27 protein-coding genes and 1 pseudogene are annotated in these 19364 nt (G+C 40.1%); 26 read left to right on the top strand and 2 right to left on the bottom strand.

Going from position 1 to position 19364, the window contains the following annotated elements; all coding sequences use genetic code 11:
• Positions 1-76: 76 nt before the first annotated feature.
• A complete protein-coding gene (locus N5909_RS09430; RefSeq protein ID WP_004269933.1) occupies positions 77-436 on the bottom strand; it encodes a DUF3397 family protein in 360 nt (119 codons plus the stop codon).
• Positions 437-527: 91 nt separating this feature from the next.
• Between N5909_RS09430 and N5909_RS09425 the strand changes: the two genes are divergently transcribed.
• The 5 genes from N5909_RS09425 to N5909_RS09405 are packed head-to-tail and all read left to right on the top strand — an operon-like array spanning position 528 to position 5226.
• Positions 528-1484, top strand: coding sequence for a TIGR01212 family radical SAM protein (locus N5909_RS09425; RefSeq protein ID WP_033681592.1), 957 nt, complete (start codon positions 528-530; stop codon positions 1482-1484).
• The gene (locus N5909_RS09420; protein ID WP_033681593.1) at positions 1468-2025 is read left to right on the top strand and encodes a tRNA (mnm(5)s(2)U34)-methyltransferase; all 558 of its coding nucleotides are present in this window, start codon (positions 1468-1470) and stop codon (positions 2023-2025) included. Before N5909_RS09425 ends, N5909_RS09420 begins: the two co-directional genes overlap by 17 nt.
• Positions 2018-2272, top strand: coding sequence for a hypothetical protein (locus tag N5909_RS09415; protein WP_033681594.1), 255 nt, complete (start codon positions 2018-2020; stop codon positions 2270-2272). The genes N5909_RS09420 and N5909_RS09415 overlap by 8 nt, the downstream gene beginning before the upstream one ends.
• An 11-nt stretch (positions 2273-2283) precedes the next feature.
• Complete coding sequence (locus N5909_RS09410; RefSeq protein ID WP_033681595.1) at positions 2284-4338, top strand: cation:proton antiporter; 2055 nt, start codon at positions 2284-2286, stop codon at positions 4336-4338.
• A 27-nt stretch (positions 4339-4365) separates the two neighbouring features.
• Complete coding sequence (locus N5909_RS09405) at positions 4366-5226, top strand: YihY/virulence factor BrkB family protein (RefSeq protein WP_033681596.1); 861 nt, start codon at positions 4366-4368, stop codon at positions 5224-5226.
• An 80-nt stretch (positions 5227-5306) separates the two neighbouring features.
• Here the strand turns inward: N5909_RS09405 and queA are convergent, their stop codons facing one another.
• The gene (gene queA, locus N5909_RS09400; RefSeq protein ID WP_033681597.1) at positions 5307-6335 is read right to left on the bottom strand and encodes a tRNA preQ1(34) S-adenosylmethionine ribosyltransferase-isomerase QueA; all 1029 of its coding nucleotides are present in this window, start codon (positions 6333-6335) and stop codon (positions 5307-5309) included.
• Positions 6336-6485: 150 nt separating this feature from the next.
• Here queA and N5909_RS09395 point away from each other — a divergent pair, with 150 nt between their 5' ends.
• From N5909_RS09395 to N5909_RS09295, 21 genes and pseudogenes are all read left to right on the top strand, one after another.
• Positions 6486-7193: a glucosamine-6-phosphate deaminase gene (locus N5909_RS09395; protein WP_033681598.1), complete on the top strand. Its 708-nt coding sequence runs from the start codon at positions 6486-6488 to the stop codon at positions 7191-7193.
• Positions 7194-7266: 73 nt separating this feature from the next.
• Positions 7267-7776, top strand: a complete 510-nt coding sequence (locus N5909_RS09390) for a hypothetical protein (RefSeq protein ID WP_033681599.1) — start codon at positions 7267-7269, stop codon at positions 7774-7776.
• 79 nt (positions 7777-7855) lie between these two features.
• Complete coding sequence (rpsU, locus tag N5909_RS09385; RefSeq protein ID WP_000048054.1) at positions 7856-8032, top strand: 30S ribosomal protein S21; 177 nt, start codon at positions 7856-7858, stop codon at positions 8030-8032.
• 281 nt (positions 8033-8313) lie between these two features.
• Positions 8314-9249, top strand: coding sequence for an HPr(Ser) kinase/phosphatase (gene hprK, locus N5909_RS09380; protein WP_033681600.1), 936 nt, complete (start codon positions 8314-8316; stop codon positions 9247-9249).
• Positions 9242-10030, top strand: coding sequence for a prolipoprotein diacylglyceryl transferase (gene lgt / locus N5909_RS09375; protein WP_000886651.1), 789 nt, complete (start codon positions 9242-9244; stop codon positions 10028-10030). Before hprK ends, lgt begins: the two co-directional genes overlap by 8 nt.
• On the top strand, positions 10031-10414 hold the full coding sequence (locus tag N5909_RS09370; RefSeq protein ID WP_000895046.1) for a DUF948 domain-containing protein: 384 nt from the start codon (positions 10031-10033) through the stop codon (positions 10412-10414).
• 15 nt (positions 10415-10429) lie between these two features.
• Positions 10430-10819 (top strand): YtxH domain-containing protein, encoded by a 390-nt coding sequence (locus N5909_RS09365; protein WP_033681601.1) that lies wholly within the window; start codon positions 10430-10432, stop codon positions 10817-10819.
• A gap of 85 nt (positions 10820-10904) precedes the next feature.
• Positions 10905-12035, top strand: coding sequence for a radical SAM family heme chaperone HemW (gene hemW / locus N5909_RS09360; protein ID WP_033682017.1), 1131 nt, complete (start codon positions 10905-10907; stop codon positions 12033-12035).
• 4 nt (positions 12036-12039) lie between these two features.
• Complete coding sequence (locus N5909_RS09355) at positions 12040-12777, top strand: acyl-[acyl-carrier-protein] thioesterase (protein WP_033682020.1); 738 nt, start codon at positions 12040-12042, stop codon at positions 12775-12777.
• Positions 12778-12785: 8 nt separating this feature from the next.
• Positions 12786-13559: a TIGR01457 family HAD-type hydrolase gene (locus N5909_RS09350; RefSeq protein WP_033681602.1), complete on the top strand. Its 774-nt coding sequence runs from the start codon at positions 12786-12788 to the stop codon at positions 13557-13559.
• On the top strand, positions 13549-14166 hold the full coding sequence (locus N5909_RS09345; RefSeq protein WP_033681603.1) for a TIGR01906 family membrane protein: 618 nt from the start codon (positions 13549-13551) through the stop codon (positions 14164-14166). The genes N5909_RS09350 and N5909_RS09345 overlap by 11 nt, the downstream gene beginning before the upstream one ends.
• A gap of 258 nt (positions 14167-14424) precedes the next feature.
• Positions 14425-14793, top strand: a complete 369-nt coding sequence (locus N5909_RS09340) for a hypothetical protein (RefSeq protein ID WP_033681017.1) — start codon at positions 14425-14427, stop codon at positions 14791-14793.
• A gap of 123 nt (positions 14794-14916) precedes the next feature.
• Positions 14917-15099 (top strand): hypothetical protein, encoded by a 183-nt coding sequence (locus N5909_RS09335; protein ID WP_009729741.1) that lies wholly within the window; start codon positions 14917-14919, stop codon positions 15097-15099.
• Positions 15099-16223: a replication initiator protein A gene (locus N5909_RS09330; protein ID WP_033681018.1), complete on the top strand. Its 1125-nt coding sequence runs from the start codon at positions 15099-15101 to the stop codon at positions 16221-16223. The genes N5909_RS09335 and N5909_RS09330 overlap by 1 nt, the downstream gene beginning before the upstream one ends.
• Entirely contained in the window at positions 16217-16384 is a 168-nt protein-coding gene (locus N5909_RS09325; RefSeq protein ID WP_000910110.1) for a hypothetical protein, read from the top strand. The genes N5909_RS09330 and N5909_RS09325 overlap by 7 nt, the downstream gene beginning before the upstream one ends.
• 4 nt (positions 16385-16388) lie before the next feature.
• A complete protein-coding gene (locus N5909_RS09320) occupies positions 16389-16655 on the top strand; it encodes a hypothetical protein (protein WP_033681019.1) in 267 nt (88 codons plus the stop codon).
• Between the two features lie 22 nt (positions 16656-16677).
• Positions 16678-16812, top strand: coding sequence for a hypothetical protein (locus N5909_RS09315; RefSeq protein WP_265182510.1), 135 nt, complete (start codon positions 16678-16680; stop codon positions 16810-16812).
• A 2-nt stretch (positions 16813-16814) separates the two neighbouring features.
• Positions 16815-17030, top strand: a complete 216-nt coding sequence (locus tag N5909_RS09310; protein ID WP_033681021.1) for a helix-turn-helix transcriptional regulator — start codon at positions 16815-16817, stop codon at positions 17028-17030.
• Between the two features lie 290 nt (positions 17031-17320).
• Positions 17321-17623 (top strand): hypothetical protein, encoded by a 303-nt coding sequence (locus tag N5909_RS09305; protein WP_033681022.1) that lies wholly within the window; start codon positions 17321-17323, stop codon positions 17621-17623.
• Positions 17624-17641: 18 nt separating this feature from the next.
• Positions 17642-18424, top strand: coding sequence for an LPXTG cell wall anchor domain-containing protein (locus tag N5909_RS09300; RefSeq protein WP_033681023.1), 783 nt, complete (start codon positions 17642-17644; stop codon positions 18422-18424).
• An 18-nt stretch (positions 18425-18442) separates the two neighbouring features.
• Positions 18443-19364 (top strand): annotated as a pseudogene (locus tag N5909_RS09295) (cell wall anchor protein); the annotation flags it as partial.

The raw sequence follows: 19364 nt of genomic DNA, 5'->3' as shown, positions 1-19364 counted from the left end.
TAAAGTTGTATAGTGTTACTGTCTATCCTATTTTGTAGAGAAAGCAAAAATCCCTAGAAAATGTTTAGGGATTCGATTATTTCATTAAGAACAATTCAACAATCATCTCGATATACATAACAAGGGTTAATAAGAATCCTGCACGCCAGAAGAATTTGATGAATTTAGGATAGTAAAAGCTGCGTTTTTTCAAAAGGAAGAAAAAAACGAGAATAATGGCTAGGAGTGAGAGGGCTAGGCCTAGTCTAGGGAGGAAATTATGGGTAAAGGTTTTAGCTGTAATCAAGTAATACTCAAATACCAAGACTGGAAAAGCCAAATCCGCAAAGTTTCGTCCTAGTTTTTTTAATCTAAAAAGTTTGGTTATGATAATGCAGACTACTAAGGTCAGTATCAATAATAAAATAGATGCTAATTTCATTAAAATCATATCCATATTGTATCATAAAAAATCGCTAATGGAAACGAGAAACAGAGGAATTTATAGGAAAGTCAGGCTTTTGAGATTGTGGGTGTTTTTTGTTATAATGAAAGTTATGAAATCTTATAACACCTTGAATGATTATTATCGAAAACTATTTGGAGAAAAGACCTTTAAAGTCCCTATTGATGCGGGGTTTGACTGTCCCAATCGTGATGGAACTGTGGCTCATGGAGGCTGTACTTTTTGTACGGTTTCAGGTTCTGGAGATGCTATCGTAGCACCGGACGCGTCTATCCGTGAGCAATTTTATAAGGAAATTGACTTTATGCACCGCAAGTGGCCAGATGTGCAGAAGTATCTGGTTTATTTTCAAAATTTTACCAATACCCATGAAAAGGTGGAAGTTATCCGAGAGCGTTATGAGCAGGCTATCAATGAGCCAGGTGTAGTAGGAATCAATATCGGAACGCGCCCAGACTGTTTACCAGACGAAACCATCGAATATTTGGCTGAGTTATCGGAACGCATGCATGTGACGGTTGAATTGGGCTTGCAGACCACTTATGAAACAACCTCTGACCTGATTAACCGTGCCCACTCCTATGAGTTGTACGTGGAAACGGTCAAGCGTTTGAGAAAGTATCCCAAGATTGAGATTGTTTCCCATCTTATTAATGGCTTGCCTGGTGAAACCCATGAGATGATGATTGAAAATGTCCGCCGCTGTGTTACGGATAACGATATTCAAGGAATTAAACTACACTTGCTTCACCTGATGACCAATACACGTATGCAACGAGATTACCATGAGGGACGCTTACAACTGATGAGTCAGGACGAATATGTTAAGGTCATCTGTGACCAACTGGAAATCATTCCCAAACATATTGTCATCCATCGAATCACAGGAGATGCACCTAGAGATATGCTGATCGGTCCTATGTGGAGTCTCAATAAATGGGAAGTCCTAAATGCTATTGAAACTGAAATGCGACGTCGCGGAAGTGTTCAAGGATGCAAGGCTGTAAAACAGGAGTTTGAAAATGAAAAGACCACTTGAGATGGCACATGATTTTTTGGCTGAGGTAGTGACAAAAGAGGATATCGTAGTGGATGCAACCATGGGAAATGGTCATGACACGCTTTTTCTAGCCAAGCTAGCCAAGAAAGTCTATGCCTTTGATATTCAGGAGCAAGCCTTGGAAAAGACGCAAGAGCGTTTGGACCAGGCTGGAATGACAAATGCTCAGTTAATCTTGCAAGGCCATGAGACACTGGACCAGTTTGTGACAGAAGCCAAGGCAGGGATTTTTAATCTGGGCTATCTGCCATCAGCTGATAAGTCTGTCATCACCCGACCTCATACAACGATTGAAGCATTAGAAAAGCTGTGTGGTTTACTTGTCAAAGGGGGACGAATTGCTATTATGATCTACTATGGTCATGAAGGAGGCGACCTCGAGAGGGATGCTGTCTTGGATTTTGTCAGTCAGTTGAACCAACAAGAGTACACAGCTGCCATTTACCGAACTTTAAACCAAGTCAACAACCCACCATTTTTAGTGATGATTGAAAAATTAGAGAGATATAGACATGGATAAACAATACCTACGTGAAAAGCTGGATGCTATGCGCCAGAATTTTGTTGAATCAACCCACCACGAACGAGCAGTGGGAGTACTAGACCAAGCGCATATGAGCAAAAAAATGCTTAAAATCAAGAAAAAACTAGTTGCTCTTGAAATGGAACGGTGCCAGAGAAAAATTGAGCACAAGGATTGTTCCAAGATTGACCAAAAAATCCAAGAGCAGAAGGAGATTTTTGAATCCTGCTGTAAAAAAGATTAAGGAGGATGTGCGTGGAATTACTGATTTACTTAATCCTATTTTTACTGGTCTTGATTGTCTCAAGTACAACCAATAAGCTCCTGCCCTTTTTACCCCTTCCTTTGGTGCAAATTCTTTTGGGAATTGTGATTGGCCTCTTTTTACCCAATACTGACTTTCACCTCAATACAGAGTTGTTTTTGGCTCTGGTTATCGGGCCCTTGCTTTTTCGAGAGTCGGAAGAAGCGGACATTACAGCTATTTTAAAACACTGGCGAATCATTGTTTATCTCATATTTCCAGTGATTTTCATCTCGACCCTGAGTTTGGGTGGCTTGGCCCATCTTCTTTGGCTCAGTCTTCCCTTGGCGGCTTGCTTGGCTGTTGGGGCAGCCCTTGGCCCTACGGACTTGGTTGCCTTTGCCTCTCTTTCGGAGCGGTTTAGTTTTCCTAAGCGTGTGTCCAATATTCTTAAGGGTGAAGGACTCTTGAATGATGCTTCTGGCTTGGTTGCCTTTCAGGTAGCTTTGACAGCTTGGACAACTGGAGCCTTTTCCCTTGGGCAAGCGAGTAGTTCGCTCATCTTTTCAATACTAGGCGGTTTTTTGATTGGCTTTTTAACAGCCATGACCAACCGTTTCCTCCATAGTTTCTTACTTAGTGTACGAGCGACGGATATTGCCAGCGAACTTTTATTAGAATTGAGTTTACCTCTGGTGACCTTCTTCCTGGCAGAAGAAGTCCATGTTTCAGGTATTATTGCCGTTGTGGTTGCTGGGATTTTAAAGGCAAGCCGTTTTAAGAAAATTACGCTTCTCGAAGCTCAAGTGGATACGGTGACCGAGACGGTCTGGCATACAGTGAACTTTATGCTGAACGGTTCTGTCTTTGTGGTTTTAGGGATGGAGCTGGAAATGATAGCAGAGCCTATCTTAACCAATCCAATCTACAATCCTCTGCTCTTGCTGGGATCTCTCATAGCCCTTACCTTTATCCTTTTTGCTATTCGTTTTGTCATGATCTATGGATACTATGCCTATAGGACTCGACGCCTCAAAAAAAAGTTAAATAAGTATATGAAGGATATGCTTCTCTTGACCTTCTCAGGTGTCAAGGGAACAGTGTCGATTGCTACGATTCTTCTGATACCAAGTGATTTAGAACAGGAATATCCTCTCTTGCTATTCCTTGTCGCAGGTGTGACGCTTGTAAGCTTTTTAACAGGCCTCGTGGTCTTGCCACATCTTTCTGATGAACAGGAAGAAAGCAAGGACTATCTCATGCATATCGCCATTTTGAATGAAGTAACCATAGAGTTGGAAAAAGAGTTAGAAGGAACTAGAAATAAACTTCCCCTCTATGCAGCTATTGACAATTATCATGGACGTATTGAAAATCTCATCCTGAGTCAAGAAAATAAGGGGGCTCAAGAGGACTGGGAGGGCTTGAAGCTTCTTATCCTCAGTATTGAAAGTGATGGTTTAGAACAGGCCTACGAAGAAGGAAAGATGAGTGAGCGTGCTTATCGAGTCTACCAACGTTATTTGAAAAGCATGGAACAAAGTATCAATCGCAAGTTTGCTTCACGATTGACCTATTATTTCCTTGTTTCCTTGCGGATTTTACGTTTTCTCCTCCACGAAGTCTTTACTCTTGGCAAGACTTTCCGCAGTTGGAAAAATGAAGAATCACAGAAACTCAGAGCCCTTGACTATGACCAAATTGCAGAGCTCTATCTAGAAAATACAGAGATGATTATCGAAAGTTTGGAGAATCTAAAAGGGGTTTATAAGAGTTCTTTAATCAGTTTCATGCAGGATTCTCGTCTCCGTGAAACAGCTATCATCACCAGTGGTGCCTTTGTCGAACGGGTTATCAATCGTGTTAAACCAAACAATATCGATGAAATGCTGAGAGGTTATTATCTGGAGCGCAAGCTGATTTTTGAATATGAAGAAAAACGGTTAATTACGACCAAGTATGCCAAGAAGTTACGACAAAATGTGAATAACTTAGAGAACTATTCCTTGAAGGAAGCTGCCAATACCCTGCCTTATGATATGGTGGAATTGGTAAGAAGAAATTAATCAAGATTGTAAGTGAAGGAGTGTGACATGAAAAAGTGGTGGAAAGAGTTGATAGACAAGCCTTTATTAAAAGCCTTTTTGCATTATTATCAAGCATCAGATAGTGAGTTGACCAGTGTCGCAGTAGCCTACTATTGGTTGGTTTCGATTTTTCCCCTGCTTTTGGTGATGGTCAATATCCTCCCTTATTTTCAGATTCCAGTTTCCAATTTTTTAAAGGTTGTCAGTGAATTCTTGCCAGATACGGTTTATGATGTGGTCGCAAAGATTATTACAGAGGTGCTGACCCAACCTTCAACGGGTTTGTTGAGTTTTGCGGTTTTGTCAGCCCTCTGGACCTTTTCAAAATCCATGAACTTCTTGCAGAAAGCCTTTAATAAAGCTTACGGAGTAGCTAAAAATCGTGGAATGATTTCTCATCAGCTCATGAGTTTGTTTGTCAGTTTTGGTCTGCAGATTCTCTTTGCTTTAGCTCTCTTTCTGAGTGTCTTTGGTCGCATGCTCCTCAACCTTATCAAAAGCTACTGGCAATCGGATAGTCCTCTCTTTGATTATCTGCAAGACCTAACAGGCCCTTTGGTCTATGCCTTGATTTTTGCAATCTTGGTCATGCTTTATTATTTCCTGCCAAATGTTAAGGTGCGACGAATTCGACATGTATTGCCAGGAAGTGCCTTTGTCTTGTTGACTCTGGCCTTACTGCTCAATATCTTTTCAGTCTATATTAACAATTATGTCAATCACCTAGTGGACGTGCGTTTTTTCAGTTCCGTCGTCGTGGTGGTCATGATGTTCTGGTTTATTCTCATCGCTAAGATTTTAATTGTCGGAGCGGTGATCAATGCCAGTGTCCAGAGTTTGAAAGATCCGAGCTTTAGAATAAATTAACTCATTTTTTATCCATTACAAAACGCATATTATCAGGCTTTATAAAACCTTGATAATATGCGCTTTTTTGATTGTGAAAATTAATAGATAAACATGGCATCGCCAAAACTAAAGAAGCGATAGTGTTCTTGAATGGCATGTTGGTAGGCATCTAAGACCAATTCACGGCCTGCAAAGGCAGAAACCAGCATAACCAGAGTTGATTTTGGCAGGTGGAAGTTGGTTGAAAAGGCATCCACGACCTTCCATTCATAGCCAGGTTTGATAAAGATATTGGTCCAGCCAGAATCTGCTTGGATTTGTCCATCAAACTTGGAACCAATAGTTTCCAAGGTGCGGATAGAAGTGGTTCCGACAGCAATAACACGACCACCATTTTCCTTAACAGAGCGAAGAGTGGCAGCCGCTTCCTCAGAAAGTTGGTAGAATTCTGAGTGCATTTCATGTTCGTCCAGATTGTCAACAGAAACTGGTCTAAAGGTTCCGAGCCCGACATGAAGAGTCAGATAAACCAGATGAACTCCTTTAGCTTGGATTTCTGCCAGCAGTTCTTTGGTAAAGTGCAGTCCAGCAGTAGGTGCTGCAGCAGAGCCACTTTCCTTGGCGTAAACGGTTTGATAACGTTCACGGTCATCCAGTTTTTCGTGGATATAAGGTGGTAATGGCATTTCTCCCAGACTTTCCAAAACTTCTAGGAAAATTCCTTGGTATTCAAAGCGGACAATGCGGCCCCCGTGGGTCAATTCTTCCGTAACGATAGCGCTGAGGCGACCATCACCAAAGCTGACACGAGTACCAATCTTGAGGCGTTTGGCAGGTTTAGCCAGAACTTCCCACTCATCCCTAGCAGTATTTTTGAGTAGGAGCAGTTCCACATGGCCTCCTGTTTCTTCCTTTTGACCATAGAGGCGGGCAGGTAGAACGCGGGTGTCGTTCATAACGAGGGCATCACCAGGTTCCAGCATATCAATAATAGAGTGGAAGTGTTTATCCTGCATTTCTCCCGTCTCACGGTTGACGATGAGGAGTTTAGAGGCATCTCGTTTTTCAAGAGGCGTTTGGGCAATCAATTCCTCGGGTAAGTGGAAATCAAAATCAGCTGTATTCATATATCTGTTCATTCTTTCTAAGTTCTAATCCTATCCATTATAACATGTTTCAAGTATAGTCGCTCTTTTTTTAGAAATTAAATCGTTTTCACTTGACAGAAATTGGTCTATACCATATAATAAATATAGATTAAAATGGAGGATGAAAAGATGAAAGTCATTAAAGTTGAAAACCAAATCGAAGGTGGAAAAGTTGCTTTCGAGATTTTGAAGGAAAAATTGGCCAATGGAGCTCAAACCCTAGGACTTGCGACAGGAAGTAGCCCACTTGAATTTTACAAGGAAATTGTGGAAAGTGACCTTGATTTTTCAAATCTAACCAGTGTCAACCTTGATGAGTATGTAGGACTTGATGGAGACAATCCACAGTCTTACCGTTACTTCATGCAAGAAAACTTGTTCAACCAAAAACCATTTAAAGAAAGTTTCTTGCCTCGTGGGGTTAAGGACAATGCTGAAGCTGAAGTTAAACGCTACAACCAAATTTTGGCTGACCATCCAGTGGACCTCCAAATCTTGGGAATCGGTCGCAATGGACATATCGGATTTAATGAGCCTGGTACTTCATTTGACAGTCAAACGCATCTAGTAGAACTTGACCAGTCTACTATTGAAGCCAATGCGCGCTTCTTTGACAAGATTGAAGATGTTCCAACTCAAGCCATTTCAATGGGAATTAAAAACATCTTGGATGCCAAGTCAATCCTTCTCTTTGCTTACGGTGAGTCGAAAGCAGAAGCCATTGCTGGAACAGTATCAGGCCCAGTGACTGAGAACCTCCCAGCAAGTAGCCTACAAAACCACCCTGATGTGACGATTATTGCAGATGCTGAAGCGCTCAGCTTGTTAGAAAAATAAAAAAGCAACTACTTGCTCTTTGGAGTAAGTAGTTTTAGACATATAAAACTTCAACATTACGATAGGAGGACACATGAATAAAGAAGAATTTCTAAAAATAAAAGAAGCGTATAAGAGTGCTAGAACGGAAGAAAGAGAAAGTATAATAGACTTTCTTCTAAATAAGAAAGATAATGATGGAAACTTAGTATTTTTAAAAGAGAAAGATGGCACTGATACATTTGTAAAGACAAGTGGAGGATGTGGAAAACCAAATTACTCATCAGGAGGTACTTTATCTAGACCGTATGATTTATCAAATCACATGTATATTGATTTGTCTTATAAAGGAAATGAAATCTTAATCTCTTTACAGTCTTTTGATATTGATCCAAATAGTCATAATATTCATGTCTTATATGATCGGATAGGTATCATATTCTGGAAAGATGAGGAATTAGATAATAAAGATGGGGAACCAGACAACGAACTGAAAGTCAGTGATGCTTTTCTTAAAATGGAAACAACAAACTGGGAATTACCTTTATCTGAAGCAGATATGGAGGAGATGGTGAACTATATTATTAATCATTATGAAGAATAAAAAACTTAGTTTCCTCTTGACAATTATTCCTTTTACGTGTAAAATAGAATAGATCTTGAACTTGAAGGGAGTGAAAAAAATGTCTAAAACAGTAGTACGTAAGAATGAATCTCTTGACGACGCACTTCGTCGTTTCAAACGTGCGGTTACTAAAGCTGGTACTCTTCAAGAAACACGCAAACGTGAATTCTATGAAAAACCTTCTGTAAAACGTAAACGTAAATCAGAAGCAGCTCGTAAACGTAAAAAATTCTAATTAGAAATGAAAGGCTAGAGAAATCTAGTCCTTTTTCTTTTAATACTCTTCGAAAATCTCTTCAAACCACGTCAACGTCGCCTTGGATTATATATGTGACTGACTTCGTCAGTCTTATCTATAACCTCAAAGCAGTGCTTTGAGCAACCTGCGGCTAGTTTCCTAGTTTGTTCTTTGATTTTCATTGAGTATAAATAAATACTTCAAAGCCTGCAAAAATCTGAAATATCCTCCTACAATTTGATATAATAGAAAGAAGAACTCATTTGAAGGAGGAAATGATGTCGGTTTTAGTAAAAGAAGTGATTGAAAAGCTTAGACTAGACATTGTCTATGGCGAACCAGAATTACTTGAAAAGGAAATCAATACAGCGGACATTACGCGACCTGGTCTTGAAATGACAGGATATTTTGACTACTACACGCCAGAGCGAATCCAGCTCTTGGGAATGAAGGAGTGGTCCTATCTTGTTTCGATGTCCTCTCACAATCGTTACCAAGTCTTGAAAAAAATGTTTCTACCTGAGACACCTGCGGTCATTGTTGCTCGAGGTTTGGTGGTTCCCGAGGAGATGCTAAAGGCAGCCAGAGAATGTAAGATTGCTATTTTAACCAGTCGTACAGCTACTAGTCGTTTGTCTGGAGAGCTATCTAGTTATCTGGATTCTCGTTTGGCAGAACGTACCAGTGTGCACGGTGTCTTGATGGATATCTATGGGATGGGTGTCTTGATTCAGGGAGATAGCGGTATCGGTAAGAGTGAGACAGGTTTAGAGCTTGTAAAACGTGGTCACCGCTTGGTAGCTGATGACCGTGTCGATATCTTTGCCAAGGATGAGATTACTCTTTGGGGTGAACCAGCTGAAATCTTGAAACACTTGATTGAAATTCGTGGGGTTGGGATTATCGATGTTATGAGCCTCTACGGTGCGAGTGCGGTCAAGGATTCTTCACAAGTCCAGCTGGCTGTTTACTTGGAAAATTACGATACGCATAAGACTTTTGATCGTCTTGGAAACAATGCCGAGGAAATAGAAATTTCTGGCGTAGGCATTCCTCGTATCCGCATTCCAGTTAAAACTGGTCGTAATATCTCTGTCGTGATTGAGGCTGCTGCCATGAATTATCGTGCCAAGGAAATGGGCTTTGATGCGACGCGTTTGTTCGAAGAACGCTTGACAAAACTCATTGCTCAAAACGAGGTGCCTAATGCTTGATCCAATTGCTATTCACCTAGGCCCTCTAGCCATTCGTTGGTATGCCCTGTGTATTGTGACAGGCTTGATTCTTGCGGTTTATTTGACCATGAAAGAAGCACCTAGAAAGAAGATCATCCCAGACGATATTTTAGATTTTATCTTGATAGCATTTCCTTTGGCTATTTTAGGAGCTCGTCTCTACTATGTTATTTTCCGTTTTGATTACTATAGTCAGAACTTGGGAGAAATTTTTGCCATTTGGAATGGTGGTTTGGCCATTTACGGTGGTTTGATTACTGGGGCTCTTGTACTCTATATCTTTGCTGATCGTAAACTCATTAATACTTGGGATTTTCTAGACATTGCGGCGCCTAGCGTCATGATTGCCCAAAGTTTGGGTCGCTGGGGCAATTTCTTTAACCAAGAAGCCTACGGTGCAGCAGTGGATAATCTGGATTACCTACCTGGCTTTATCCGTGACCAGATGTATATTGAGGGAAGCTACCGTCAACCGACCTTCCTTTACGAGTCTCTATGGAATCTGCTTGGCTTTGCCTTGATTCTGATCTTTAGACGAAAATGGAAGAGTCTCAGACGAGGTCATATCACTGCTTTCTACTTGATTTGGTATGGTTTCGGTCGAATGGTCATCGAAGGCATGCGGACAGATAGCCTCATGTTCTTTGGACTTCGAGTGTCTCAATGGCTATCAGTTGTCCTTATCGGTCTCGGTATTTTTATCATTCTATATCAAAATCGAAAGAAAGCCCCTTACTATATTTCTGAGGAGGAAAACTAAATGTTAGAAGTTGCATATATTCTTGTAGCCCTTGCTTTGATTGTCTTTTTGGTCTATCTGATTATCACGGTACAAAAGCTTGGTCGTGTTATTGATGAAACAGAGAAGACGATTAAAACCTTAACTTCAGATGTGGATGTGACCTTACATCATACCAATGAATTGCTATCTAAGGTCAATGTCTTGGCAGATGATATCAATGTCAAGGTGGCAACAATTGATCCACTCTTTAGTGCTGTTGCAGATTTATCTCTATCTGTTTCAGACCTCAATGACCATGCGCGTGTCTTGAGCAAGAAAGCTTCATCAGCTGGTTCAAAAACACTCAAGACTGGTGCAAGTCTGTCAGCTCTTCGTGTAGCAAGTAAATTTTTCAAAAAATAAAAAAGGAGAATTCTTATGGGTAAACTATCCTCAATCCTTTTAGGGACCGTTTCAGGTGCAGCTCTTGCCTTGTTTTTAACAAGTGACAAGGGCAAACAAGTTTGCAGTCAAGCTCAAGATTTTCTAGATGATTTGAGAGAAGATCCAGAGTATGCCAAGGAGCAGGTCTGTGAAAAACTGACAGAAGTCAAGGAGCAGGCTACAGATTTTGTTCTTAAAACCAAAGAACAGGTTGAGTCAGGTGAAATCACTGTGGACAGTGTTCTTGCCCAAGCCAAATCATGTGCTCGTCAAGCGACAGAAGCATCAAAAGATCGATTCAATAATCTCAAGGAGCAATGGCAAGAAAAGGCCGAAACTCTTGATGAATCAGATGAGATTGTTATTGATATAACAGAAGAATAAACCATCACCATCTCTGGACGGACTATATGTCTGGGGATGGTGATTTTTTTCTCGTAGCCTGTCTTTGTGGTATAATAATATTACTATGCAGAAAAAACCAACGTCAGCCTATGTGCACATTCCGTTTTGTACCCAGATTTGTTATTATTGTGACTTTTCAAAGGTCTTTATAAAAAATCAGCCGGTAGATAGTTATTTGGAACATCTGTTAGAAGAGTTTCAATCTTATGATATTCAAAAGTTGCGAACTCTCTATATCGGTGGCGGGACACCAACAGCCCTGTCAGCTTCGCAACTGGAGGTGTTATTGAAGGGCTTGACTAAAAACTTGGACTTGTCAGTCTTGGAAGAGTTGACCATTGAGGCCAATCCAGGCGATTTGGATGCGGATAAGATAGCTGTTTTGAAGAACTCGGCAGTCAATCGTGTTTCGCTAGGTGTACAGACCTTTGATGACAAGATGCTGAAAAAGATTGGGCGCAGTCATTTGGAGAAGGATATTTATGAAAATATCGACCGCCTGAAACTGGCTGGTTTTGATAATATCTCTATCGATTTGATTTATGCGCTGCCTGGTCAGACCATGGAGCAGGTCAAGGAAAATGTGGCTAAGGCCATTGGACTTGATATTCCCCATATGAGTCTGTATAGCTTGATTTTAGAAAATCATACGGTCTTTATGAACCGTATGCGACGAGGGAAATTGCCTCTGCCTAAGGAGGAACTGGAAGCTGAGATGTTTGAATATATCATCGCAGAGCTGGAGCGAGCTGGTTTTGAGCATTATGAGATTTCCAATTTCTCAAAGCCTGGTTTTGAAAGTCGCCACAATCTCATGTACTGGGACAATGCTGAATACTATGGCATCGGTGCTGGGGCATCTGGTTATGTCAATGGGTTGCGCTATAAGAATCATGGTCCCATTCGTCATTATCTAAATGCGGTTGAGGAAGGCAATGCGCGCATCACAGAAGAACACCTGAGTCAAAAAGAGCGAATGGAAGAAGAGATGTTTCTGGGACTCCGCAAGAAATCAGGAGTTTCTATGGCGCGATTTGAGGAAAAATTTGGACAGTCTTTTGATGGACTTTATGGAGAAATTGTCAGAGACTTGGTTCAACAAGGTCTCATGCAAATAGAGGGCGACCGAGTTCGCATGACAAAGAGAGGTCTCTTTTTAGGAGACACCGTAGCAGAACGATTTATTTTGGAGTAGAATGATGGGCTTAACTTATCAAATGAAAATGAAAATTCCTTTTGATATGGCTGATATGAACGGTCATATCAAGCTTCCAGATGTGATTTTGCTGTCCCTGCAAGTTTCAGGGATGCAATCGATTGAACTGGGTGTTAGTGATAAGGCCATTTTGGAAAACTATAATCTGGTCTGGATTATCACAGATTATGATATTGAGGTGGCTCGTTTGCCTCGTTTTGCGGAAGAAATCACTATCGAAACGGAAGCCCTAAGCTACAATAGACTTTTTTGCTACCGTCGCTTTACTATTTATGATGAAGCAGGTCAGGACCTCATCCACATGATGGCGACCTTTGTTCTCATGGACCGAGATAGTCGAAAAGTCCATGCTGTTGAACCTGAGATTGTGGCCCCTTACCAGTCTGAGTTTGATAAAAAACTTATCCGTGGTCCGAAGTACGAGTCCTTGGAAGAGCCAATCAGCAAGGATTACCATATCCGTTTTTACGATTTAGATATGAATGGTCATGTCAATAACAGTAAATACTTAGACTGGATTTTTGAGGTCATGGGAGCGGATTTTTTGACCCAATATATTCCCAAGAAAATCAATCTCAAGTATGTCAAAGAAGTTCGACCAGGTGGGGTGATCACATCGTCTGTTGAACGGACTGGACTGGAAAGCAAGCATGTGATTACAAGCGACGGTGCGACTAATGCTCAAGCCATCATCACTTGGCAAGAAATGAAGAAGGATTAGAGAAAAATATGAAATATAAAGGCTATTTAATTGATTTAGACGGAACTATTTATAAGGGGAAGGATCGAATTCCAGCAGGAGAAGCTTTTGTCCATGAATTGCAAAAGCGGGATATCCCCTATCTTTTTGTGACCAACAATACAACCCGCACTCCAGAGAGTGTTCAGGAGATGCTGGCTCAGAATTTTAATATTGATACGCCTCTATCGACTGTCTACACAGCGACTTTGGCGACTATCGACTATATGAACGACTTGGGTCTTGAAAAGACCGTCTATGTCATCGGAGAAGCAGGGCTCAAGGAAGCCATCAAGGCGGCTGGTTATGTGGAAGATAAGGAAAATCCGGCCTATGTGGTAGTAGGCCTGGACTGGCAAGTTGACTATGAAAAATTTGCCACAGCAACTCTTGCCATTCAAAAGGGTGCTCACTTTATCGGAACCAATCCTGACCTCAACATCCCGACAGAACGCGGTCTTTTGCCAGGTGCTGGTTCACTGATTACGCTGCTTGAAGTAGCAACACGAGTGAAGCCTGTTTATATTGGAAAACCAAATGCTATCATTATGGATAAGGCGGTTGAGCACTTAGGTTTGGAACGTGAAGAGTTGATTATGGTTGGAGACAACTATCTGACGGATATTCGAGCAGGGATTGACAATGGCATTCCAACGCTCTTGGTGACAACAGGTTTTACCAAGGCAGAAGAAGTGGCAGACTTGCCAATCGCACCGACTCATGTGGTTTCTAGCCTTGCGGAGTGGGATTTTGATGAAAACTAAACTGACCTTTTGGAGCTCTATGCTCTTTCTCTTCTCTCTTTCAATCCTTTTGACCATTTATTTGGCTTGGATTTTTTATCCTCTGGAAATTCAGTGGCTTAACTTAACAGATAGGGTCTATTTAAAACCAGAAACTATTCAGTACAACTTTCATATCTTGATGAATTACCTGACCAATCCTTTTAGTCAGGACTTGCAGATGCCTGATTTTCGTTCGTCAGCAGCTGGTCTGCACCACTTTGCAGTGGTTAAGAACCTCTTTCACTTGGTTCAGCTAGTTGCTCTAGTGACACTACCAAGCTTCTATTTCTTTGTCAAAGGGATTGTGAAAAAGGGCTTTTTATCTTTATTTAGTAGAGGGCTTCTGGCTCTAGTGCTTTTGCCTTTGCTGATTGGGCTTGGGGGAGTTTTGATTGGTTTTGACCAATTCTTTACTCTTTTCCATCAAATTCTCTTTGTGGGAGATGATACTTGGCTTTTTGATCCAGCCAAGGATCCAGTGATTCTGATTTTGCCAGAGACCTTCTTCCTTCATGCCTTCCTCCTCTTTTTTGCCCTCTATGAAAGCTTCTTTGGTTTTCTGTACCTGAAAAGTCGTAGGAAGTGAAAGAAAGATGTTTTTAATTTGTATATATAATTGTATATAATTTAAAATCATCGTTAAGAATGAATTAACTAAATCCAAAATCTATCAAACGTTCGCAAACAGTCTATTTTTATTGAAAAAATAGGCTTTTTTTTCTAAAAATCTCTAGTCTAAGTGTCTAGAGTTTTGGGAAAGTGAAAAATTAAATATCATATAACTTGAGAGAGTGAGAAAATCGCTCTCTTTTTTCGTTGCCAAAAATTAAGGAAAGGAGAAAAAATGTCAGATAATATTGAAATTGTTATGGATATTGATTCCTTAGAAATTTTCGATGTAATAGATCTTGATAAGAATGAAAATATGGTTGATTGTATCCCTGAAGGAAATTCTGAAGAAAAGGTATCTCCATACGATGACCTCGATAGAGTTTGGCTTGGAAACGGTTATTATTATAAGCCCTCTAGTCTACTTTGGGAAGTTATGAAAGATGATGTTATTCATGAATTATGTCCTAGAATTGAGCTTGGCACTTATCCTTACTCCAGAAGAGCTAGAGATGGAACTTGGGGACAAACTAGCCAATTGACTCAGGATGAAGCCTTGTGGTTGACTCTGGAGTTTAATCCAGAATTGATGGGGTATATTTAGGGAAATAAATTATATACCTTGATTCTATAATTTATTTGATTGTCCCTTTAAAACAGATTTTCTCATTATCCATTATGATATAGCTGTGAATTAACACTAGTTTGTGACAAGAAAGGATTACCTATGAAACAACACCAAACAAAGGTCTCAAGGTTGACTAGAGACGTAATGATTTTAGATTTGATGAATACAATGGGATGGACTAAAAGCCGTGCTATTGCAGCTATTGAAGAGTTAGAACAAACTCATCTTGTCTATTTTCCTGAAGCTGGTGGCTTGAGATTACAAGTTGTAGGAGGCTACTAATGGCAGATATCACGATTGACCAACTAGCCACTCTAACTTTTTATCAAATTCCAGAAATCTTTTTCACCCGTATTCAACACAATGAGAACGGCTATGTCAAATTGACTAGTTCTTACACGGGTCTTTCATCTGATGCTAAGTTAGCTTATGGCGCTCTTTATAATCGCTGTAAATTAAGTATCAGTTCATTCCAGAAGGGAAATAGAGATTACGTTGATGAAAATGGAGCGGTCTTTCTAATTTTTACAGTTTCTGACCTGATGCTGCTATTGGATAAGGGAAAGATGAAGGTTACTAAGATCAAGAAAGAACTACAAGAACATGGTCTCTTACGAGAAGTTAGGCAGGGACTCAATAAGCCGAATAGACTTTATCTTCAGCTAGTCGATGCTAATTTAGAAATAGTGGAGCACTATTCAGCTGATGGTGAGTTACTGAAGAGGGTTAATGCCTTTGGTAAAGTTCTATATGAAAAAGTACCCCAAAGCATTGGTAATAGCGAAAGTATCAAAAACGGACGTCCGCAAAATGGACTTCAAAACGTCCACGAATCGGACGGAATAAATACAGAGAAGAGTAAGATTGATACTCTTTACGATACTAATCGATACAAGAGCGAATCATCTCTTTCTGATTTATCAATCTCTGAAGCATTTAAAATGGGGCAACATGGTTTTCTTTCTACTCAACTAGTTCAGAAACTCAGTTTGTTTGGGAAAGATGCAAAAATTCTTGAAAATAAAATCTATCAATCGAAACGTCAAGTTGAGAAGAATTACAACAACCTCTTAGCTGGTCAGGAAATTTATGGAGAGGTTTGGCTGCAAGATCTTGAACGTGAGCTTGATAAATTGATTTTCAAAATTAAAACAGGAGAGGCTGAAGGAAAATCAATCCAGAATGTCCCAGCCTACTTCTACAAAATGATGATTCGTTTTTGGAAGATGGCTTTACTCATTGAAAAAGAACAGGGCTTTATGGAGGTATCAGGACAAAGTGAATATGCTAGAAAATCCCCTGCTGAGTGTCCTAGTCTTATTGCATACTATTATCCAGATAAACTGTCGGAGACGAAACTCAATAGCTATTTATCAGAATTGTCTAAGGGAGTTGAAACATGTTAAAAGATGAATTTAGACCAATTGATGGTAAAGTGCTAACGATAGGTCGTAGCCCGAAGGAGAAAATCTACATGGTTCCTAAAGCTGTTTTTGATTTACCGAAAAAAGAAAGAGCTGAGAAACTCAGCCAAATTTTCTCATCATGGCAACAGAAAGAGGATTGATTTCATGGGATTGTTTAATAACCAAGAGAGAATGAACAGATTACAAGCTGTGAAGGCTACACCTTCTCAACCAGTTCAAGAGATTGAAATGATTGTAGAGTATTTTGATAAAACGGTAGACAGTATTTCCGTCACTTCCAACTTAGAGGAACTAGAAAAATTGGTATCAAGTTCATTTGGAACAGGAGCGAGTATGAATTTTCCATCAGCGACTCCGCCGTTTTCTATCAATCCTCGATGGGTGAAGAAGATAACTTATCGGACAAAATAAGGAAGATATCAGGAGGATAGTAATGTTTAAACTAGTTACAATGGCTTTACTATTGATCTTAGCTTATGGAATAGGGCTTGTCATGCTGGAGCTGAAGAATGCTCCTCTGATGGATGATGAAATACCATCAAGTTTAAATAATGAAGGAGACAAGTAGATGTGAGTAAACAAACACAAAATCGTATCAGAGAATTACGAAAAAAAGCCAAATTATCACAACAAGCCTTGGCTGATCAGATAGGGGTGTTTCGCAACACCATATCTAACTGGGAAACAGGGTATAGTCAGATAAGTCTGGAGAATGCCAAAAATGTGGCAGAATATTTCGGGGTAACCATTGACTACCTGTTAGGATCAGAATCGGACCAAACCTAGTACAGATAAATCTATATTGACCGAGAAGTCATTAAACTACAGACCTTTGAAAACTGAATACAAGGCTTGCCCTGATACAGCGTGGCTATGGATAAAAAAGAAACGGGGGCGAGTAGCAAACTAGAAAAGGATATCTAGTCCAGCCACTGAACGAAAAAGCATGACACTGGTCATAAGCTGAAGGAGTAAGGGTTCCTAGACTATAAACCCAGCGAATAAAATACCGATGTAAAAATACGTTTTTACACAGCACGGCGTAATTTTCGCCTTTCAACTTCAAGGAGAAATCTATGACAGATGAAATAACCGTCCGCCTAAAGGACTTAAAAGTTTTAGGAAAACAAGGAGGTGCGACAGCTCGCTTAGAGGACGGTACAGACCTTATCCTGAAGCCAGACTATGCAGTCAAACAGGCTAGAGGATATGTAGACGGCCTTTTAAGGGATGTTGAATTTCATTTGCCTTATAAAAAGGTTTATGATCAAATTCGCACTATTAAGAGAGATGCTCAAGTTATAGCTCGAAAAGTTAAGACACCATCAGGAATGGAGCTTCGTTTAACTGGAAAAGGTTATAACCCGAAAAATAAATAAAGAAAAGGAAAAATGAAAATGAATAAGAAACAAGTATTAGCTACACTAGCACTTTCAACTATCGCACTAGCACAAGCTGGTTATGTATCAGCAGATGAACTTGCACCAATTGACTCTTCAGCTCCAACAACAGAAGTAGTTACGCCAACAACGCCTAGCGCTTCAACAGAAACAGAAGCTCCAGCAGTTCAGCCAACAGAACCTTCAGTTACTCCAGTTGATCCAACAACTCCAGATACATCATCAACTACAGATAAAGGTGAACCTGCAATTCAACCAGAGCTCTCTGAAGCAGTAGTAAGTGACAAAGGTGAACCTGCAATTCAACCAGAGCTCTCTGAAGCGGTAGTAAGTGACAAAGGTGAACCTGCAATTCAACCAGAGCTCTCTGAAGCGGTAGTAACCAACAAAGGCACCCCAGAAGTCCAACCTGAATTGCCAAAAGCTGAAAAGCCAAAAACAACAGATGAGGCCAATGAACAAGGAAAATCACAAATTGGGACGACTTCAACCGCAACAGGTCAAGTAGTTCATGATGTGACAAAAGCTCCTGTTGAAACAAATACAGGTGCGTCAATTGTTAGCACCCAAGACGGAAACGTCGTTCTTTCAGATGGTTCAGTGGTTGCTCCTGAAGAGGTCGGTGGTACTGTCAACGAAGATAAGACTATCTCTGTTACTGATAAAGAAGGCAAACTTAAAACACTTCCAAACACAGGAACAGAACAAAGTTTTCTAGCTGCAATCGGTGGAATGTTGTTGACAGCGGTTGGCTACTTCTACAAGAAGAAATTATTTTAATTAAAGGAGAAAAGAAAAATGTTAAAATCAAATGAATATAAGGCTTATGGTTCAATCCGTAAAACAAAAGTTGCAGGAGCTTGTGGAGTAATCTTGGCGCTTGCTATGTTAGGTATGGCGTTTAATGGTACTGTATCGGCTGATGAAGTTTCAACTGCTAAGCCTGTTGCTGTAGAAAAGAAAACAGAAGTAGAAGTTCCTATTTCTCATGACAAGCTTGACAAAGCTGTAGCAGAAGCTAAAAACGCAGGTGTAAAGGTTGAAGTTGGAGCTGTTCAGGACAAAGGTGTTGCAACCTCTGAAACAGTAGCAGAAAAGCAAAAAGAAATTGAAGCTGATTATGCTAAACAGGAAAAAGATGTCAAAACTGTGACTGATGATTATTCTTCTAAGGTAGATAAAACTACTAAAGAACGTGAAGTAATTGAAAAAGAAAACAAGGCTAAACAAGAAGCGTATGACAAAGCTGTAACGGATCATAAAGCAGAAGTCAATCGTATTGAAGCCGAAAATAAAGCTATTCTTGCAGACAATGCTAAAAAAGAAGCTGATACCAAAGCCGAAAATAAAGCTATTCTTGCAGACAATGCTAAAAAAGAAGCTACCTACAATAAAAACGTAGCAGATCAAAAAGCCTACAATAAAAACGTAGCAGATCAAAAAGCCTACAATGAAAAGGTTGAAAAGGACAACGCTGATTTAAAAGCTGATTATGACAAAAAACAAGCAAAATATGAAAGCGATCTTGCTGAGTACAACAAGAAAAAAGCAGAACTTGCTAAGAAGGGGGTAAAAGCTGAAAAACCTCATATCAAGGTTTATGGTGATTACGACAACAGCAAGCGTGGTAGCGTTGGGTATTACAGCAACCTAACAGCTTCATTTGAAGGTATTGACGGTCTAACTGCTGTAAAAGATTATATTGGTTTGCACTCTGACA

Source organism: Streptococcus gwangjuensis (assembly GCF_028156745.1).
GTDB classification, from domain to species: Bacteria; Bacillota; Bacilli; order Lactobacillales; family Streptococcaceae; genus Streptococcus; species Streptococcus gwangjuense_A.
This window is presented reverse-complemented; position numbering and strand designations above follow the sequence as displayed.

Bases quoted from the DNA above. Each gene is read 5' to 3' on its own strand.
- N5909_RS09390 (WP_033681599.1), top strand. From the start codon at position 7,267: ATGAATAAAGAAGAATTTCTAAAAATAAAAGAAGCGTATAAGAGTGCT.
- N5909_RS09395 (WP_033681598.1), top strand. From the start codon at position 6,486: ATGAAAGTCATTAAAGTTGAAAACCAAATCGAAGGTGGAAAAGTTGCT.
- N5909_RS09365 (WP_033681601.1), top strand. From the start codon at position 10,430: ATGGGTAAACTATCCTCAATCCTTTTAGGGACCGTTTCAGGTGCAGCT.
- N5909_RS09425 (WP_033681592.1), top strand. From the start codon at position 528: ATGAAAGTTATGAAATCTTATAACACCTTGAATGATTATTATCGAAAA.
- lgt (WP_000886651.1), top strand. From the start codon at position 9,242: ATGCTTGATCCAATTGCTATTCACCTAGGCCCTCTAGCCATTCGTTGG.
- N5909_RS09305 (WP_033681022.1), top strand. From the start codon at position 17,321: ATGACAGATGAAATAACCGTCCGCCTAAAGGACTTAAAAGTTTTAGGA.
- N5909_RS09325 (WP_000910110.1), top strand. From the start codon at position 16,217: ATGTTAAAAGATGAATTTAGACCAATTGATGGTAAAGTGCTAACGATA.
- N5909_RS09340 (WP_033681017.1), top strand. From the start codon at position 14,425: ATGTCAGATAATATTGAAATTGTTATGGATATTGATTCCTTAGAAATT.
- N5909_RS09345 (WP_033681603.1), top strand. From the start codon at position 13,549: ATGAAAACTAAACTGACCTTTTGGAGCTCTATGCTCTTTCTCTTCTCT.
- N5909_RS09335 (WP_009729741.1), top strand. From the start codon at position 14,917: ATGAAACAACACCAAACAAAGGTCTCAAGGTTGACTAGAGACGTAATG.
- N5909_RS09415 (WP_033681594.1), top strand. From the start codon at position 2,018: ATGGATAAACAATACCTACGTGAAAAGCTGGATGCTATGCGCCAGAAT.
- N5909_RS09430 (WP_004269933.1), bottom strand. From the start codon at position 436: ATGGATATGATTTTAATGAAATTAGCATCTATTTTATTATTGATACTG.
- N5909_RS09330 (WP_033681018.1), top strand. From the start codon at position 15,099: ATGGCAGATATCACGATTGACCAACTAGCCACTCTAACTTTTTATCAA.
- N5909_RS09320 (WP_033681019.1), top strand. From the start codon at position 16,389: ATGGGATTGTTTAATAACCAAGAGAGAATGAACAGATTACAAGCTGTG.
- N5909_RS09370 (WP_000895046.1), top strand. From the start codon at position 10,031: ATGTTAGAAGTTGCATATATTCTTGTAGCCCTTGCTTTGATTGTCTTT.
- N5909_RS09315 (WP_265182510.1), top strand. From the start codon at position 16,678: ATGTTTAAACTAGTTACAATGGCTTTACTATTGATCTTAGCTTATGGA.
- rpsU (WP_000048054.1), top strand. From the start codon at position 7,856: ATGTCTAAAACAGTAGTACGTAAGAATGAATCTCTTGACGACGCACTT.
- N5909_RS09420 (WP_033681593.1), top strand. From the start codon at position 1,468: ATGAAAAGACCACTTGAGATGGCACATGATTTTTTGGCTGAGGTAGTG.
- N5909_RS09300 (WP_033681023.1), top strand. From the start codon at position 17,642: ATGAATAAGAAACAAGTATTAGCTACACTAGCACTTTCAACTATCGCA.
- N5909_RS09355 (WP_033682020.1), top strand. From the start codon at position 12,040: ATGGGCTTAACTTATCAAATGAAAATGAAAATTCCTTTTGATATGGCT.
- N5909_RS09405 (WP_033681596.1), top strand. From the start codon at position 4,366: ATGAAAAAGTGGTGGAAAGAGTTGATAGACAAGCCTTTATTAAAAGCC.
- queA (WP_033681597.1), bottom strand. From the start codon at position 6,335: ATGAATACAGCTGATTTTGATTTCCACTTACCCGAGGAATTGATTGCC.
- hprK (WP_033681600.1), top strand. From the start codon at position 8,314: ATGTCGGTTTTAGTAAAAGAAGTGATTGAAAAGCTTAGACTAGACATT.
- hemW (WP_033682017.1), top strand. From the start codon at position 10,905: ATGCAGAAAAAACCAACGTCAGCCTATGTGCACATTCCGTTTTGTACC.
- N5909_RS09350 (WP_033681602.1), top strand. From the start codon at position 12,786: ATGAAATATAAAGGCTATTTAATTGATTTAGACGGAACTATTTATAAG.